Here is a 16940-nt window from a genome sequence, read left to right on the forward strand (position 1 = left end):
TCGAAAGCGTAGCCCACCTTTCCTGTGAGTCGAATAATTCTGATTAGCGTCGAAACGGTGATGGAATCCAGATGTTTACCGCATTGGTGTGAAGCATGCAATTAAGAATGGACCACGTTATAGTTAGAAACCTGTATACGGTGGTGTTGAGAGGTTTAACTTGAGTGCAAATATTTTCTATTCGTTAACTAAAAGGATGTATGAGTGAACGTCAAAAGATCATTTCTCAATTATATAAATGAGATGAAGCCTCATTTTCCGCCATATATATTATCCCTTAGTGAGTGGTCTAACAATAGAACAGGAGGGACAATAATGAAAGAACAAAAAATTGAGTTTGCAGCGATTGCGCTCGCTACTGTGCTCCCGATAGTGGCGTATTTTTTGCTCGAGTTGCCGGGAACCGCAATAGCGTTATTATACGTGTTTGAGGCGATGACGGTCCTTCTACTCTACACCGGCCTGACGATGTTTGCAAAGCCAGAGAGCCATCTCGAGGAACGCGAACGTATCGTTCCTGCGGGGCCACTTGGATTCGTTGACCGTCGATTTGGAGAAAATCCGCGAAGAATCGTACGATCCATCCCACCAGTATATCTGAAGAATCTGCGTTTTGTCCTTCCCACAACGGGTGGTATGCTGGTGTTGCTTATCGGTGTCGGCGGTGCAGTAACTGTGGAGGGGTGGGGACTCGGGAGAGCTCGATCAGGGGGAGGTGGCAACGTAATGGATTTCTTTGCACAGTTTTCGATGTTTGAGATTCCGGCCGTAATTATAATCGCCCTGTTTATCGGTTTCACCCATTTCATCACGTTCTACCGGTACTACTTCGCCACGGGACGATATCAGGAGTTGACGGCGCATATGGCGCTGGAGATCCAAGTGAAGTACGCTATCCTGTATTTCTTCATGTATGTTTTATTTTTCTTATACGCAGTAGCAACAGCTGTCGTGCTTACCTCCACACTCCCAGCCGTTATGTCCCAATCAGCCGCTGGAGGGGTGTCGCTGGTGGTGTTGGTCGGTTCCTTTATCGCGCTGAAGTGGGCGTTCGAATGGAGCCGGTTTCGCGGAGAACGGCACCCGAGCCTCGATGACGACAGTTTTACCTCCAACTTCTCCCCGACACCGCCGCCCACAGAGGGTAGAACCTAATATTAGTACTACGCTCATCTGTAGAAGTCAGTACTCAAGATTTTCTCGAACCAGTTGTCGGTGTTGAGAATCAGGCTGAAGAAGTTTAAATAGCCCTGTAAGTGGTGTTTTAAGACACCTCGGAGCCTTCGCAACCAGTTGCGAAGGAAGCTATGTCGGTTCTCACAGCTGTTTGTATGAGCATCACCGACGACGTAGTGTTCGTCGTGATTGATGGCGAGATGGCCATCAATCTCGTCGTACTCGTCGATTCCATCGTAGATGGTTTACTGATCTGTGCAGGTCACGTAGGGAACGGAGTGTGGATGACAGACGACACACTGGTGGTCAAAATTCACCCCCTGTATCTTGAACCACTACCTCTCGTTATCGGTATGACACCGTGCCGTGTCGATAGGGCATTCAGAAGAGGTATGAACGAACAGTGCTGGTCGCTGTTCGCGCACCTCGACCATTAGACCTTGACAACCTTCTTCGTCTGCGGTGGTGAAACTAGCCTGTTCGTTGCCATCAGTGTGGTTAACTACCACTGTGATGGGTTCATCTGGCCAGACACAATCGGGATGCCACTCTCCCTCTGGTGACATTTCACGTTCCTCTGAATATAATATTTCATCTGTGTTTTCGCTCTCAATACTGAGTTCCACCGTTACAGGACTGCTATGAGAATTACGAAGATACATATCCTGTAACGTCGCATATTCCTCGCTATCACCGAACAAACAGCCTGCCGTTGTACCGATTCCAACACTCGCAGCAAACCCAATGAACTCACGCCGGTTCATATCAGCCAAAGAATGGCAGGGGTAAAATATTTTCTCAATTACAATCTCGTGATAGGTTCGCATACGCACTTATCGGTACAACAGTATCGATAGACGGGTATGGGAACGGTTGTATGACAAGTCTATTCTGAATTCGTCTCAGTATCATCGTTATCCAGTTCGTTTTTCCCAATGATATCCTCATCTAATTCTTTCTCCAATTTTTCCTGGTGGGCTTCCTGAAGTTCACTTTTCGAGGGTTCTGTATACTCTGAAAGCTGATCAAAATCAACTTCTTCAGGTACTGAAGAAGGTCTTCGACTGTACTCATAACTCACAATTTCTTTATCGCGGTTGAGTCGACCGATAAGCCGTTCTAATTCAGTATCGCGATCGCGTTGAAGTCGTTGAAGTTTTTCGACAGTCTTGTCGAGATCGATCTCTCGAATCCGATGGACAACACGCTCTCCCAGTCCAGACGTCGTATATCGTTTCTGCGTCCCGTGATCAGTTGGTCGGTGAGTAATCTCAAGTAGGTCAGTTTCAACGCCTTCGCGAAGACGAGTCGAAACGGTAGAAGAACTCACAAGCACAGCATCTTCGATATCTTGGAACGTTGCACTTCCAGTTCCGATTTCAACGATAATCTCAAGTGCTCCTTTTCTCCGCAAGTACTCTTCTATCGGCCCTTGATCCATTACTGGCTGAGATAAATAGCCAAAGACGGATATAGATGAGACTAATCCCTAAATCAAATTAATTCCTAAACTACACCTGTCCTGCGGTCCAATCGATTTCAATTCTAAACCGCTGTATACCCTTCATAAGGCTGGAGTTCTAACGATTGGACAAGCGAAACGAATAGATATTGCTACGAAATATAGCTCTATATCAAAGCGAATTTTCCCTGGTCGCTATGAGAGGAACTCCCCACGGTTCGCGGACTGAATATGCGGATTTAGCAGTCTCTGAGCCGCTTGGTTCTTTCATTTCATCTATTCTGCGGGTGATGTTTAGATGAGCCGAGACCAGTATCCTGAGCTCACGGAAAACCTCGTCGAGCAGGCGAATACCCTTCTCCAAATCCACGATAGCATTTCAAAAGTCGTTCAGGAACTCGAGATCCCCGTTTCCAAGATCGACGACACCTACACCAAATCGGGCGATCGAATCTTTGAGCTCGAGTCGATGATTCGGGTGTTCACCTACAAGGAAGTGGGTGACTTTAGCGATCTGAAACTGGCCGATCGGTTCGAGACCTGGGCATACCTTCAACAGCGGTTCGGACTCAAGAACAGACCGTCGCAAGGAACGCTCTCGTATACGTGGCGAAACCGATTCACACCGCCACTTCGGCGGGTGGTTGAGGCAGTTGCACGAGCGATCCATACAGAAGCACACGAGCAAGATATCGTCTCGGAAGAGCTTGCACCGCCTCTCAGCGACGATACTGAGTCTGAGACTCCACAACCACTGCATCACTATGTGGACCAGCATGTCCCCAAGATCATCGATCTCGGTCGGGAACATATCTTCTCAGCGTTTGATACGGAGAGAGCATCGAATACCAAACACAGTGATATGGCAATCTGGGAATCCCAGACAAAAATGAGCCTGATGAAGCGAGTTGGCTCACGAGGTATCTATCGAATGTTGAATCGAAAGCAGGAGGATGCTCTCCATAATGATACGCACGTGCGAGCTATCAAGTAGTTGGCTACACCGAAAATATATCAATACTCATTAGATGACTTTACCACTCCTGATCAGTCCGCAATCCCATCACCAACTCGGATCGCGGAAACAATTCAAGATCGGTTCCATGAGGCGACCTCGTATCTACTGAGTTCGATTCGAGGAACTGAGAGCTTTCAAGAGCCAGTAATCGCTGCGATCGACTACACAGTTGTCCCATTCCATTCGTCACCGTGGAAATCGCCCGAAGATATCGAACCAGATGACGAACGAATGGTTGTGAACGAGAAGACAGGGAAGACTAAAGTTCCGAAAGAAGACTATCCAGAGATGGTACACGGGCAAAAGGACGAGCACTCATATGGGTATGAGTATGCAACACTCTCAATCGTTGGACGCAACGCTCCGATCGTCATCGCCGTCGAACCAGTTCGGCGGAACTCGGGATGGGAAGGCGATGACGGGAAATCAATGCCGAACCACGAGATCGTCGATCGGCTAATGGAGCAGGCGACCCAACATGTCGATATTCATAAAGTGATGGCAGATAGGGAGTTTGACTCTCACGGTGTTCAGGATATCCTTGATCAATGGGGAGTAACGTATCTAATTCCAAAGAAGAAATACGAGAAGGATCTGGAGGATATCGAGAAGGTGGAAGAGCATCCAGTTGCAGATGCTGCTGTCCTGGAAGATGTTCCGTTACATATTGATGGTGAACACAGTCATGATGTGAACTTCATGTTCGTGCCCTCAAGAAACAAAAAGTTCGCTACAACAGATGGGGGCGACTATGCCGTGTTCATAACGAACCGAGACGAGGTCTCTCCTGATGAAGCGATGGGGTTGACATCACAGTATTCTCGGCGCTGGGATATCGAAAATGGGTACAAGTCGATTAAGTCGTTCCTGCCGTCGATCGCGTCGACGGACTATCGAATGCGATGTTTCAGCTTCATCTTCGGTGTACTGCTTTACAACCTCTGGCGAATGGTTGACCACCTCGTAAAGGTGCTCGTCAAGGCAACGTATGATGACTACGAGAAGGGGGATGACGAGATCCGTTTGAAGCCGTTAGTCACGTCGTCGGGCTGCATCGAGACGTTCCTCGACGGCTTTGATCCTCCAGACTGAGCAGCCCTATTTCTCTCGGGTTCTCGATTTCGGGTAGCAACAGCCTTCTCTTTCACCCCTTATTTTCACACTACACTTGTCGTCTCTGAATGGAAAGTATCATCCGTGCAGTCCAGTTAGTCTTCTTTACAATAATTCAGTGATAGTTCTCTTGTATTGAACGTCTCTTCGTTTGTAGCAGAACCAAACTCCGAACCTCTGGATGTTGCGAAGATGGCACTATGATGCACAGATTCCACGGGTAAAGAATGTGAAATAAGTCGGCGTCAAAGTCTGAAGGAACGGTTCTGAGAAAACTATCGACTTCCGGTCATAAATTGCCGGAGAAAAGCGATTTCAGGGTAGCGTCGCCACTACCGACCGAGCGAACCCAGAGGAAACGCGGGGTTAGTCGGGAGGGTCGAGACCGTAGCTCTTCTTGGCGAACGTCAGGAACGAGTTCGCCGAGATCGCCGGCCCGTCGCCGACCTCACCGTCCAGTTCGAGCTGTACGAGGATGTCCACGAGTCGCCAGCAGTTGTACAGTACACAGGCGAACGCGAAGTTGAAGTACCGGAACCGGTGGTCTGGCGACTGGGTCTCCGCGAGGAAGGTCTTCAGTTTCTTGAACCCGTTCTCGATGCCCCAGCGACGCTTGTACCGGGACATCAGCCGCCCGATCTGGTGTTTCATCTCCCGTTCGTCCTCGGGTTCGACGTCCACCCACGGGAGGTTCGTCTCGAAGGGGACCGTCGGCGCTTCGACCCGTGCCGGCTCGTCGATCTCCTCTTCCTCCTGGATCTCATCGAGAAGATTGCCGAGTGGCGAGTCGGCGTCGCGGTCCTCCGACAGCGGCGTCGTATCACCCACATCGGAGAACTCATCGAGCAACTCCTGACGGATAGTCACCTCCGGGCCGTCGCCATCCTCTTCCTCGCGTCCCCACTCGCGCTTCGGGAGGTAGACAGCCTTCCGCGTCGGACCATCGTCCAGCCGTTCCTGCTCGACGACGTCGAAATCCTTGTCCTCACTGGCGAGCTTGGCGATCTGGTGTTCGTGGTCGCTGCTGGACCGGACGACGGCAGGGTTCAGGTAGTAAACGTCATGCTTCTCGCAGGCGTCTTTGACGCCGTCGTTGGCGAACTCTCGATCCATCATCACGAGGTCCAGTCCCGGCGCGACGTCGGTTGCACCTTCGAGGAGGTCGTCCACGAGGTTAGCTCGCTTGCGGCCACGTTCGACTGGGACCGCATCGAGGATCAGCGGTACATCATGGCCGACGAGTTTGATGACTGCCCACTGGAAGAACGGTCCATCATCGCCCTTGTACCCGAGAATCCACGGCTCTTGGTTCCGGCCGCTACTGTTGCGGGTAACCTCGCCACCCCACGGATTCCCCTTCGTAATGTCGATAGCAGCCATCTGCTTGCGCCCCATCTAATCTCTCGATTTCGCGCGTGCAACGAGCGTTCGGGCGCTCTCTCGAAGCATCGTTCGCGTGCGCTCGATACCAAGCCGCTTCGTCTGGAGTCGGTGCGAGTCGCCCGACGGCGTCCGCTCTCGGGTCGTGTCCTCCGCGAACGACTGTGCGCCGTCATTCGGATGCATGTCGGTTCGCATCCCGAGGTAAGACTGCTGTTCCCAGAACGCGCCTTCAGGAATTGAGGAGTTGCTGCCGCGATCGAGGTAGAAGCAGTCCTCGACGATCGGCTTCGCGCCCTTCCAGACCTCACGGGCTTTCTCCCGCGCGAGCGTGTCCTTGCTCTTCGATTTCGTGACCGTATCGGTTGGCTGGTCCGGCAGGAACTCCGGCTCCGGCGCGAGAATGTCGTGGTAGCGAGCGATGTCCACGACGACCTCGGCGGCGTCCCGAACAGCCTCCTGTACCTCAGCGAGGCGGTCCTCCCACGCTCGCCAGAGTGTTGATTGGTCCGGGATGTCTTCGAATCCCAGCTGCGTACAGAGGAACGGCTGCTGCTTGAGGTACTTCCAGAGCTTCGTTTCGTTCTTCCAGCCTTTCACACACCGAAGAACGTGCGCCCGGAAGACAGCTTCCCACGGCTTCGGGTCCCCCTGTTCGTGGTCGTAGGTGTCGTAGAAGCGGAGGTAGCACGTAGGCACCTCTGCGACGAGATCTTCCAGCGAGACAGAGCGGTCGTGCCGGATCTGTTGCTGGTACGGGTAACTACTGAGAGCTCCATCGACCATCTCCCGAAAAGTCATGTCGAAGGACCGCGCTTCGACAACCTCGACGGTGTCTGCGCCATAGAGGCCTTCTACTTCGTAGTCTTTCGGTGTGGATTCGTAGCCCGCGCTGTCGAGACGCCTCGCCGGACCGAGGCGCTCCCACCGTGACCTCGTCGGGGCCTGTCCCGCGCGTGCTGTCACTACTCAGAAAATACGGGCCTTTGTATATAAATATCCAGAACACCCATATATTGTACTCCTTACTGCCGCAAATATAGAGATCACTCGTATGTGAATATGTCCTCCACAGAACAATCGAAGTACTCACAAATCTTAAATGCAAGCTCTAACGACGGATTATACCGACTCTTTTCAAGCGCACTGATTGTCTGGCGTGTGACGCCGACTTCCTTCGCAAGTTCCTCCTGGGTGATGTCGTGCTTTGCCCGATAGACCTTCAATTCGTTCTCTATGGTTTTATTGGACATACCTGTAATACCCATAGTAGACGACGTACACGGTTAGTCCGGTAGCCGCGTATAGCAATCCTGTATCTTCAGTGGGATACACCCCAAATACGCCATCAATGAAGAGGATACTCACCAACCACCAGAAGGCATTGATACTAACCCTACCGTGCAATTGTTGAGTCCGTTCATCTCCGATCGCTCTCTCGCTATTACCTGCCGACACAGCTCTGACTCCAAACGCACCGAGGATCACAACCGGGACGAGAAGCCCGACATAACTCACCGTGGGAACGTCATAATATTGGAAGGCCAAAGCACCTCCAATAAGCGTCGCAACGGCTCCTGCTAGCAATACGTATCCACTCCTCTTCTGTTGGACGAGGTTTGAGTTGAGTTCGCTCATGATCTCTTAGCTATCGGTTAGAAACACTACTGCGCTCTTGGAGGCACTACTGTCGGATTCAGGTAACAAATTGTCAGGTATTTCTCCCATAGTGTCGGGTATACCACCCATACAAATAAATGTTTGGTTAGTCGGTCTTCGTGAATAGAATCGCCAGGCCACGTTTAGATGCCGCTCAGTTGGCGTCTCGACCGGGATTATGTGGTGTTGAGTGAGGAAACAGCGAGTATGCCGTCTCAACTTGCCCGCTTCACGGACCAATGGGTCGATTTGTCCCAGAACGCTGTCACTGGCGAGCCAGCTCCGGCGGTTGAGAAGGGTGACGGCGGCTACGCTGACTGGGTGATCGTCTCGATTCACTGTCTTAGAGAGTATCTGAACCAACCCTACCGCCGATTACTCGATATCTTGTACGAGATGCCCGGAATCGCCGCGAAACTCGGACTGTCTGTGGATCAGCTCCCGGATTTCACCACTGTTTGCACGCGGAAACAGGATCTCGAAATGCGGATCTGGCGGGTGTTGCTGCGGCTATCCGTCTCGCTGCACGAGCTTGGTGATGTGCAGGCGATCGACGCAACTGGCTTCAAACGCCATCAAGCAAGCCGCCACTACGTTCTTCGCGTCGGCTACAACTTTGACGATATCAAGACGACAGCGCTCGTCGATTGCGATACCAGCGTCATCCTCGATATCCATTGTTCGATGAAACAGCCGCACGACACCCAGGTCGGACGACAGGTACTGACGAGAAATATGGCACAGCTGACGACGATTACCGCCGACAAAAGCTACGACTGGGACGCGCTGCGGCACGAACTCAGAGACGCTGGCATTCGCCCGGTGATCAAACATCGTGAGTTCTATTCACTCGACAAAGCGCACAACGCTCGCCACGACGAGAACGTCTATCATCGCCGATCGATCGTCGAGGCAGTCTTCTTCGCTCTAAAACATCGGTTCGGCGAGACGTTGCGGGCTAGAACGTGGTTTGGCCAGTTCAGAGAGCTTGTCCTAAAGGCTACCGTCAGAAACATCGAGCAAGCTGTGAGGCTCTGATACCACTGATCTCACGCGTCTAAACAAGCCCGAATCGCCATATTCACGACGGATAATATCACAGACAGTTAAGAAAGCAGAAATAACGCTACCGTGTGCGGACCTGATCCGCAGCAACCAATTCTCATCGTCTTTCTGAAAAAAGCGGTTTGTTCATTCGTGAGTACCAGTTCGCGAGACTACTCAGGGCAGCAAGTGGTCGTTGGCGGACCTGTGCATTATTCCCTACCTTCGCAACACGTCTGCCAGTGCAGAAGAGGAGACGGCAGGACGGTTAGGGAGTCTACGTTCGTAATTTGGAACGAAGTATTCAACTTCCACTTGAATCTTGGTATGTGAGAATAACAAGCATAATTCACGATCGAACCTCCTCAATCGGTATCGATATCAGACATCGTTATCTTCTCAGCACCTTCCAAGCATTCAGTGAACCGTTGCTCTGCCCAAGTTATCGCTTCAGGGGTATTATTTCGTACGTTGAACGTTACCGTATTCTTCTCGTGTTTCATTAATATTGCATACGAATCTATGTCAGTCTCTGCAATCGTAATTGTATACGGTATTTGACTAGTTGCGCGAAACAATTCAAACTGATCCGATTGAATCAGTTGTTTTGTTTCTGTTTTGTACGTATTCAGCAGAGCATTGGCTACATCTTCGGAAACTACTATGGTCGTTTCATGGTATTCATTTTCGAGAAGTAATTCGTGTGCCACGAGATAACTGGAAGCGATTCCATCTAGCACGCTGCGAACGCTGGTCGAATTTTGAATGATCCGCCTGTTCTTATGGCTCGCCGCATCCAGCGTGTATGGTTGATTGAAAAAAATCTCAGCATCCTCGAATATAGGGGATTGAAACGAAATCGAATCAGCGACTTTCATATGAACGAGTTGTCGGTCACACAGTGACTCAAGTTGGTCTAGGTAACTGGCATACTCATATACGACGCGCTCACCGAAATCTGTCAATTGGTACTGGTCATCTCTTCGTTCGAGAATATGTAACTCAACGAACGTGGTTACAGCTCGGTGGACTGTTGATTGGGAACTCTCGACGTGCTTACTGAGTTCCTTCTGTGTCATTGGACGGTCTTTCAACAGGCTCAAAATCTGAAATCGTTGTGGGAGAATTTCTACAAGGGTGGACGCCAATGACTCCTCAGACATTGTGTGGTAATTAGAGACACCCTCAAAAATAGTTTACGTGAGAATGATAGGAGAAGGTCGGTCGATCAACAGAAGTACAACGGCTAGTAATACTAATCTACAATCGAACTCGAAAGTTGCCACTGTTATTCGTCACGTTTGAGCGGTCGCTGCAGTATGCGTTCATTCGTAACTTGGACTGCAAAACAAGCTTATGATGATTTAAAAAACATATATTTAACCTGTTATTCTGAGCAAAAGCGACCAACTATGTCCAGAACATATGTGTGTTGGCATATTCACTTCCAAACGTGGCTCCGTTCGGACGAGGGATAGGTAGAAACAGTATCGAACGACTGCACCATATTTGTAGATATGGACTAACTCCGTTGGTAGCTCACCTCCTCTGTTGTGAGTATTCTCCAGAGGTATACATTCAGAGATAGTGATTACTGCATTTGATTCGTACCAAAGTGCGTATGGTGGGATGCTTCTTATTTGTTTTTAACTAGTAATTATTAATAGTGTTATTGGCGTACTATAGCGCTCGACTAGTAGTGTTTGAAAGTCGATTGAAAGTATAATAATGTATGAATATATGTTATTTATACGATTCCATACCTGTTGTTGTGTCGATTTTATGCCATTAATTATCTGCCTGTTAGACAATTTCTGGTTCGGTGTTAGTAGCTACCAACATTCCGTTCAAAGTTCTCTCAACGATTAATTTACTACTGACCGTTCTTGGCGCAGAAGACGGGCAGTCGATCGGTTGACGAACCACGCCGTTCGACTTCGAGTGTAACGGTCATTCCAAAAGTCACCGTTTCAGGTTTTATATTCGGAAGACGGCCCGTAACTGAAATCGGGCCGAACGCGGCAATTCCGAGCAGTATCAGTACTTCGTCGCTGAACGGTGTCGCTCCAACGTTTGTCATCGTGTAGGAACTGAGTTTACCAGTCGAAGGGAGCTGTCGCTGGTCGATGTTTTCGCCACAGGATGGACATCCCTGCCGCGGCGGGAGTGAGGCGTGGCCGTCCGGGCACTCGAGATAATACCCGTCACCCGTTTCGACGGCATCAAGCCACGTCTCGAGACCTCGTTCGCCAGTCATTCGACCACCTCGAGAATAGTGACCGTCGCCGAGGCAACGGTTCCACCGGCGTTGTGTGCGAGCCCAGTCGTTGCGTCTGGCACGGTGTTCGCGTTCACATGGCGACCGTTCAAGAGTTTCGTAAGCTCAACGACTTGTGCAACGCCGGTTGCACCGACGGGGTGGCCCTTCGCTTTAAGGCCTCCCGAGAGGTTGACCGGAAGCGATCCGTTCGACCAAGTTTCGCCGTCTCGAGCAGCCCGATAACCAGTGCCGATGTCATAGAAACCCAAACCCTCAATCGCGAGGATTTCCGCGATAGTAAAGCAATCGTGGACTTCCGCGACGTCGATGTCAGTCGGTTCGATTCCGGCTTGTCTGTACGCTGCGCTTGCGGCCGCTGATGTTGCTGGTGTTTCGATCAGCGAGTCCCGTGCCTGCAGCGCGAGTCGATCGCTCGCCTGTCCCGTTCCGGTGATCATCGTCGGTGCCGAACATCCGTGCGACGCAGCGAACGCGTCACTGACAAGGACGATCGCACTTGCGCCGTCGGTCACCGGACACGCGTCGTACAACCCGAGCGGATCCGAGATAATGGGTGCAACGAGAACGTCGTTGACAGCGATCTCATGCTGGAACTGAGCGATCAGATTGTCGACGGCATGTGAACGGTGTCGTTCCACCGCCAGCGATTCGCACCGTCGACATCGAGTTATCGCACCTCCGCGGGAACCGGTCCAGGGCTGGCAGTCGAAATCTGACTTCTAGTTCGCTCACTCGAACCAATCGTCATCGTGCCTCCTCGAGCGCGTCGAGCGCCGACGGGTTCTCGATGCTCGACCGGTCGCCGATATTCTCGCCGACGTGAATAGCCTCCACAATTCGGCGAACGATCTTCCCGGACTGGGTCTTTGGAAGTTCGTTTACGAACACTACTTCGTTAGGACGGAACGGCTTCCCCTGTTGTTCACCGACGAGCGTCCGGATGTCGTTCCGAAGCGACTCTGACTCATCAAACTTGGTCTCCACGATCGTGTAAAGGACGACGGCAGTGCCGGTCCTCTTGTCGGGAATGCCAATCGCAACTGCCTGATTGACGGCGTCGTGTTCCATCGCAGCGCTTTCGATCTCCGCGGGTCCGACCTTGCGGCCGGCGACGTTGAGGGCGTCGTCGGCCCGACCGTGGAGGAACCAGTAGCCGTCCTCGTCACGCTGGGCCCAATCGCCGTGATCCCACAGCGGCGGGTCCTCAAACGTGGACCAATACTCCTCTCCGTAGCGGTCGTCGCCAGCCCAGAGCGATTTCGTCATCGAGGGACAGGAGTCTCTGGCGACGAGGAAGCCGCGTTCATTATCGTTTTTCACGGACTTTCCATCGCTATCGACGATGTCGATGTCCATGCCGAGACCCGGCCCCCCGAGTGAGCAGGGTTTCAGAGACTGGATCGGCATTGGCATCAGGAAACAGCCCATGATTTCCGTTCCGCCGGAAATGTTGATGATCGGGCACTCTTCGTTCCCGACGCGCTCGTAGAACCACAGCCAGGACTCGAGATCCCACGGTTCCCCGGTCGAGCCGAGAATTCGGAGCGAGGAGAGGTCGTGGCCTTCGAGCCACTCGTCCCCGTGCTCGCGGAGCGCTCGAATCGCAGTCGGCGAGATACCAAACTGCGTCAGTTCGTGGCGATCAATCATCTCCCAGAACCGATCTGGCTGGGGGTAGTCGGGTGCTCCCTCATACATGAACACCGTGCCGCCGAAGGTGTGGGTACCGATGAGCGTCCACGGCCCCATCATCCAGCCAATATCAGAGACCCAGCAGAAACGATCGTCGGCCATGAGGTCGAACCCGAAATGGACTTCCTTCGCCGCCTGAACGAGTGGACCTGCGTGGGAGTGTACGATCCCTTTCGGCATTCCGGTCGTCCCGGAGGAGTACAGCAACATCGACGTATGGGAGGCTTCGAGTTCGGACGTCTTGTAGTTCACTGAGCGGGTAGCGACGCTTTCCTTCCACCAGTGATCGGTTTCACCGGTCCATGGCACCTCAACATCGATCTCAGGAGTTCTCGAGCCGAGCCGCTTGTAGACGATCGTGTGTTCTACGTAGCCGGCCTTTTCGAGCGCCTCATCAGCTGCTGACTTGAGGCCAACAGGATTTCCCCGGCGATAGAACCCGTCCGCGGTGAACAGCACGGAACACTCGCTGTCGGCGATTCGGCTAGCAGTCGCGTCGACCCCGAACCCGGAGAAGATGGGAACGGCGATGGCGCCAACTTTGAAACAGCCGTAGAGGATTGACACCACTTCGGGAACCATCGGCATGTACAGCCCGACGGTGTCACCTGCGCCGACGCCACGCGCCTCGAGTTCGTTCGCAACCTGATTCGCTTGGCGGTGAAGTTCACCATAGGTTACTCTTCTTACATTTCCACCTTCACCTTCCCAGAGGCAGGCAATCGAATTTTGGGTCTCGCTGTCCGTTCCGGCGTGTCGATCCAACACGTTGTGAGCGATATTGATCGTCCCATCGGGATACCACGTCGTGAACTGCGGTTCATTCGTGCCGTTACGAACCGTGTCGAACTCTCGATAAAATTCGATGTCGAGGTAGTCGACGATTTCCTCCCAGAACCAGTCGATTCCGGACGCGTTTACGCCTGGGACATCCCTGGTCGTCCGTGCGATCAATTCATCGTAGTTGTCGATGTCATATGTCTGCATGAACGCCCAGACGTTCGTCGATTCGATGAACGGTTCGCTGGGCTCATGGACGATATCGTCCTGTGTCACTGAAGGTTCTTTCATGGTTGCGGTCAGTGTAGTTTGTTCTGTTGAATTCTTTTTTGTACGCACTGCGTGTTCTTACTCGCTTGCAACGACGCGGTGGGTGAGCGTGCCGATTCCCTCAACCTCGAGTTCGATCGTATCGCCGGCTTCAATCCACCGATCGAGATCCATGCAACAGCCGCCGGGGATCGTTCCACAGCCGAGAACGTCTCCCGGCTGCAGGATTTCTCCTCTCGAGGCATGTTCGATCATGTCTCCCCAAGAGTGGTGCATTTCGGCGAGACTTCCGGTCATCCACTCCTCGCTGTTGACTCGCGTGCGGACGGTCGCGCCGTCGGCATCGAACGCGTCGGCCGTCACGAAGTACGGTCCGAACCCATTGGCGAAGTCCTTTCCCTTCGCCGGTCCGAACGGCATCTCCATCTCCTCGAACTGGGCATCCCGCGCACTGAAATCGTTGAAGATCGTGAACCCGGCCACGTGCTCATTGGCGTCCGCAGCATCGATGTTTTCGCCAGGGGTTCCGATGACAGCCGCGACCTCTAATTCGAAGTCGAGCGAGTCCTCCCAGACAGGCCAAGTGACGTCAGTGTCGGGATGGACGATGCTGTCGGGGTTTCCTTTGTAGTAGACCGGTAGTTCGTACCAGACATCAGGCTTCTCGTGGTCCGCGGCATGGTCCTCGAAGACGGAAAAGTCCCGGATCGAGGTCGGTCGGGTGAGCGGGCTCAACAACCGAATCGTATCCTCATTTTCCTCGTACACAATTCTGGCACCGTCGGGCGCCCGAACTGTTTCGTCGGGAAATCCCGCGTCGTACACGGCTCGTGCAGCCTCGAAGGCGTCCTCGCCCATCCGAAGGAACTCGAGGAGATCCGCCGGTGCGAGACACTTCGCACGCGCGGTCGGTTGCCTTACACCCTCGGTTTCGAGAACGCGTGCGTACCCGGCGGTTACGTCGAGGAGCGATGAGCCGTCGACGACACCGAGGCGACGACGCCGTCCGACGTCAGTGGTGACCTCAAACGTGGCGAGCTTCATGCGTCCTCCACGAACGCGAGCGGTCGCACCCAGCCGCCGCTTCCGTCTTCGATCTGTGTCGGAACCGCCAAGAACGGAATCCCGGTCCCTTGCGGGAGTTCATCGAGGTTCGTCAGCTTTTCGATCTGGCAGTACTCGACATCTCGGCCGGCGAAGTGTGCCGGCCAGAGTTCGTCGCTGTCACCCGTTTCCTCGAAGCGACGGCCCATCTCGACGAACGGCTTGTCGAGGCCGTAGGCGTCGGTTCCGATCACCTTCACCCCTTGTTCGACGAGATACGTCGTCCCTTCGGCGCTCATTCCGGGGAACTCGGTGAGGTACTCGGCCGTCCCCCAGCGCTCGTCAGCACCGGTGTGGAGTAGGACGATATCACCCGGTGACAGTTCGTGATCGTACTTCGCGAGTTGCTCCTCGAGTTCGGCTTTGCTGATCTCGGTTCGGGGTTCCTTCCACGTAAAATCGAGAACGATGGCCTCGCCGATACCCCACTCGACGGGGACCTCATCGATGGTCTTCGCAGGTTCGCCGTCGACCTCGGGGCCGTAGTGCCACGGTGCGTCCATGTGAGTCGACGTGTGCGGGGCAGCGGTGATGAATTCCGCCGCCATCCCAAGCCCATCAGGGAAGTCCTCAGGGTCGACGTCGAACCCCTGCCCTTGCAACGGCTCCGCGAGCGTTTTTGCTCCGTCCTCGTGATTTTCATATTCGATTTCTGGTGGCCACGGTTCGCTTTCGACATCCGCTTGGATTGGTATACTGAGGTCTACGATGCGAACGTCTCCTGAGACTAGCTTATTCCACATATGTCGTGAGAAACCAACACACACATATAATTGTAGTGAATTCGTCAATTATTGCTGGTCCAGTCCGGCCTTACACCATCCCCTCCGTACACGCATTTCGGCGAATCATGACAGGAGATCAAGCGCATTCTCACCGAGGATACGGTGAGATGCAGATTCCGGCGTGACTTCCTCTACAGTCGTCGCCATGGTTCGGACCTCGTTCGGCGAACGCGGTTCATACGGTGCGTCGGTCGCGAAGAGGATTTGTGACGGAGGAAACACCTCAAGCGCGGCGCGGATCGGCGCAGCGTAACCGAAGAACCCGCAGGTGTCGATGTGGATCCGATCAGCCAACGTTTGCTCGAACTCGTCGAACTCGACTATGGCCTCCTGATTCGGCCATCGACCGGGATCCAACTGGACGTGAACGCGGCCGAGCATGCTCGCGATGTTGCCCCCGAGGTGATGATAGACGAGCGTGAGATTCGGGTACCGCTCGAGCACGCCGTCGTGGATCACTTTACAGAGACTCTCACAGAGTGCCACTTCGCGCCCGAATATCGCGTTGAGACGATACGTTTCGTCGAGCGCGTCTGGATGCACAGAGTCGTCAAGTTTAGGGTGAATAAGCAGCGGTACCCCCGTCCGATCCGCGACCTCGAGGATCGGTTCGACGGCGGGGTCCGTGAGTTCGATGCCGTCGCTCATCGTTTCGAGAGCACCACCGACGTACCCGTTTTCGAGACAGCGTTCGAACTCTCTAGCGGCGGTGTCGCCGCCTGCTGCGGTCGGAATCGCGGCAAGCCCGTAGAGATTCGAGTGGCCGTCGATATCCTCGAGAAGAGCATCGTTTGCGTCGGTAGTGCGGTTGGCGTCTCCATGGCCGATGTAGAACGGCTGGGAGAGCGCCGCACCGTCGACCCCAGCGTCCTCGTACCAGCGTGCGAGTTCGGCGACGTCCGTGTGGTGCGATCCAACGGCCGAGTTTAGCTGGCGAATCGGTTCCGGTGCGGTTCGTTCCGGGTGGACGTGGCCACCGAAATCGAACGTATATTCGCTGGTCTCGTTGCTGTCGCAAGTTGCCATGGTTCGGGATTCTCGCCGAGACACATAATTGCACCTGCTTGAGCTGATCCGACTCAGCCGTATCGATCACCCGGTAACTCGTCACGGTTCGCAGACGGCAAACCGACGGACCAACCGAACTAAGAGAACCGACCCGAATGTTTACTACTG

Annotated in this window: 14 protein-coding genes and 3 pseudogenes; 4 read left to right on the top strand and 13 right to left on the bottom strand. The window is 53.3% G+C overall.

From position 1 onward, the window contains the following. The first annotated feature begins 315 nt into the window (after positions 1-315). Positions 316-1155 (top strand): hypothetical protein, encoded by an 840-nt coding sequence (locus ACYQ14_RS18260; protein WP_459890201.1) that lies wholly within the window; start codon positions 316-318, stop codon positions 1153-1155. 14 nt (positions 1156-1169) lie between these two features. Here the strand turns inward: ACYQ14_RS18260 and ACYQ14_RS18265 are convergent. The 3 genes and pseudogenes from ACYQ14_RS18265 to ACYQ14_RS18275 form a co-directional block, all read right to left on the bottom strand. Then, positions 1170-1421, bottom strand: a pseudogene (locus ACYQ14_RS18265) (IS1595-like element ISHti5 family transposase); the annotation flags it as partial. Between the two features lie 90 nt (positions 1422-1511). Further along, the gene (locus ACYQ14_RS18270; RefSeq protein ID WP_459890203.1) at positions 1512-2003 is read right to left on the bottom strand and encodes a hypothetical protein; all 492 of its coding nucleotides are present in this window, start codon (positions 2001-2003) and stop codon (positions 1512-1514) included. 59 nt (positions 2004-2062) lie between these two features. Beyond that, complete coding sequence (locus ACYQ14_RS18275; protein WP_459890205.1) at positions 2063-2617, bottom strand: hypothetical protein; 555 nt, start codon at positions 2615-2617, stop codon at positions 2063-2065. Positions 2618-2936: 319 nt separating this feature from the next. Here ACYQ14_RS18275 and ACYQ14_RS18280 point away from each other — a divergent pair, with 319 nt between their 5' ends. Together ACYQ14_RS18280 and ACYQ14_RS18285 are read left to right on the top strand one after the other, a co-directional pair. After that, complete coding sequence (locus ACYQ14_RS18280; protein ID WP_459890207.1) at positions 2937-3632, top strand: hypothetical protein; 696 nt, start codon at positions 2937-2939, stop codon at positions 3630-3632. A gap of 261 nt (positions 3633-3893) precedes the next feature. Continuing rightward, positions 3894-4748, top strand: a complete 855-nt coding sequence (locus tag ACYQ14_RS18285; RefSeq protein WP_459890209.1) for a transposase — start codon at positions 3894-3896, stop codon at positions 4746-4748. Between the two features lie 387 nt (positions 4749-5135). On the opposite strand, the pseudogene ACYQ14_RS18290 reads toward ACYQ14_RS18285, so the two are convergent. The 3 genes and pseudogenes from ACYQ14_RS18290 to ACYQ14_RS18300 all read right to left on the bottom strand — a co-directional run bounded on the left by ACYQ14_RS18290 (position 5136) and on the right by ACYQ14_RS18300 (position 7787). Continuing rightward, positions 5136-6950 (bottom strand): annotated as a pseudogene (locus ACYQ14_RS18290) (transposase). Between the two features lie 245 nt (positions 6951-7195). Beyond that, positions 7196-7402 (bottom strand): helix-turn-helix transcriptional regulator, encoded by a 207-nt coding sequence (locus tag ACYQ14_RS18295; protein WP_459890211.1) that lies wholly within the window; start codon positions 7400-7402, stop codon positions 7196-7198. Next, entirely contained in the window at positions 7392-7787 is a 396-nt protein-coding gene (locus tag ACYQ14_RS18300) for a hypothetical protein (RefSeq protein WP_459890213.1), read from the bottom strand. Before ACYQ14_RS18300 ends, ACYQ14_RS18295 begins: the two co-directional genes overlap by 11 nt. A 228-nt stretch (positions 7788-8015) precedes the next feature. On the opposite strand from ACYQ14_RS18300, the gene ACYQ14_RS18305 reads away from it, so the two are divergent. Beyond that, positions 8016-8846, top strand: a complete 831-nt coding sequence (locus tag ACYQ14_RS18305) for an IS5 family transposase (protein WP_459890725.1) — start codon at positions 8016-8018, stop codon at positions 8844-8846. Between the two features lie 371 nt (positions 8847-9217). On the opposite strand, the gene ACYQ14_RS18310 is transcribed toward ACYQ14_RS18305, so the two are convergent. From ACYQ14_RS18310 to ACYQ14_RS18340, 7 genes and pseudogenes are all read right to left on the bottom strand, one after another. Then, a complete protein-coding gene (locus ACYQ14_RS18310) occupies positions 9218-10015 on the bottom strand; it encodes a helix-turn-helix transcriptional regulator (protein ID WP_283837945.1) in 798 nt (265 codons plus the stop codon). A 710-nt stretch (positions 10016-10725) separates the two neighbouring features. Then, a complete protein-coding gene (locus tag ACYQ14_RS18315; protein ID WP_459890216.1) occupies positions 10726-11109 on the bottom strand; it encodes a Zn-ribbon domain-containing OB-fold protein in 384 nt (127 codons plus the stop codon). Next, a pseudogene (locus ACYQ14_RS18320) lies at positions 11106-11777 on the bottom strand (thiolase C-terminal domain-containing protein); the annotation flags it as partial. The gene ACYQ14_RS18315 and the pseudogene ACYQ14_RS18320, both read right to left, overlap by 4 nt. A gap of 100 nt (positions 11778-11877) precedes the next feature. Continuing rightward, positions 11878-13896, bottom strand: coding sequence for an AMP-binding protein (locus ACYQ14_RS18325; RefSeq protein WP_459890218.1), 2019 nt, complete (start codon positions 13894-13896; stop codon positions 11878-11880). 57 nt (positions 13897-13953) lie between these two features. Next, a complete protein-coding gene (locus tag ACYQ14_RS18330; protein ID WP_459890220.1) occupies positions 13954-14919 on the bottom strand; it encodes a fumarylacetoacetate hydrolase family protein in 966 nt (321 codons plus the stop codon). Next, positions 14916-15722, bottom strand: a complete 807-nt coding sequence (locus tag ACYQ14_RS18335) for a cyclase family protein (RefSeq protein ID WP_459890222.1) — start codon at positions 15720-15722, stop codon at positions 14916-14918. The genes ACYQ14_RS18330 and ACYQ14_RS18335 overlap by 4 nt, the downstream gene beginning before the upstream one ends. A 105-nt stretch (positions 15723-15827) precedes the next feature. Continuing rightward, entirely contained in the window at positions 15828-16790 is a 963-nt protein-coding gene (locus ACYQ14_RS18340) for an amidohydrolase family protein (RefSeq protein WP_459890224.1), read from the bottom strand. Positions 16791-16940: the final 150 nt, after the last annotated feature.

This window comes from Halostagnicola bangensis (genome assembly GCF_054653435.1).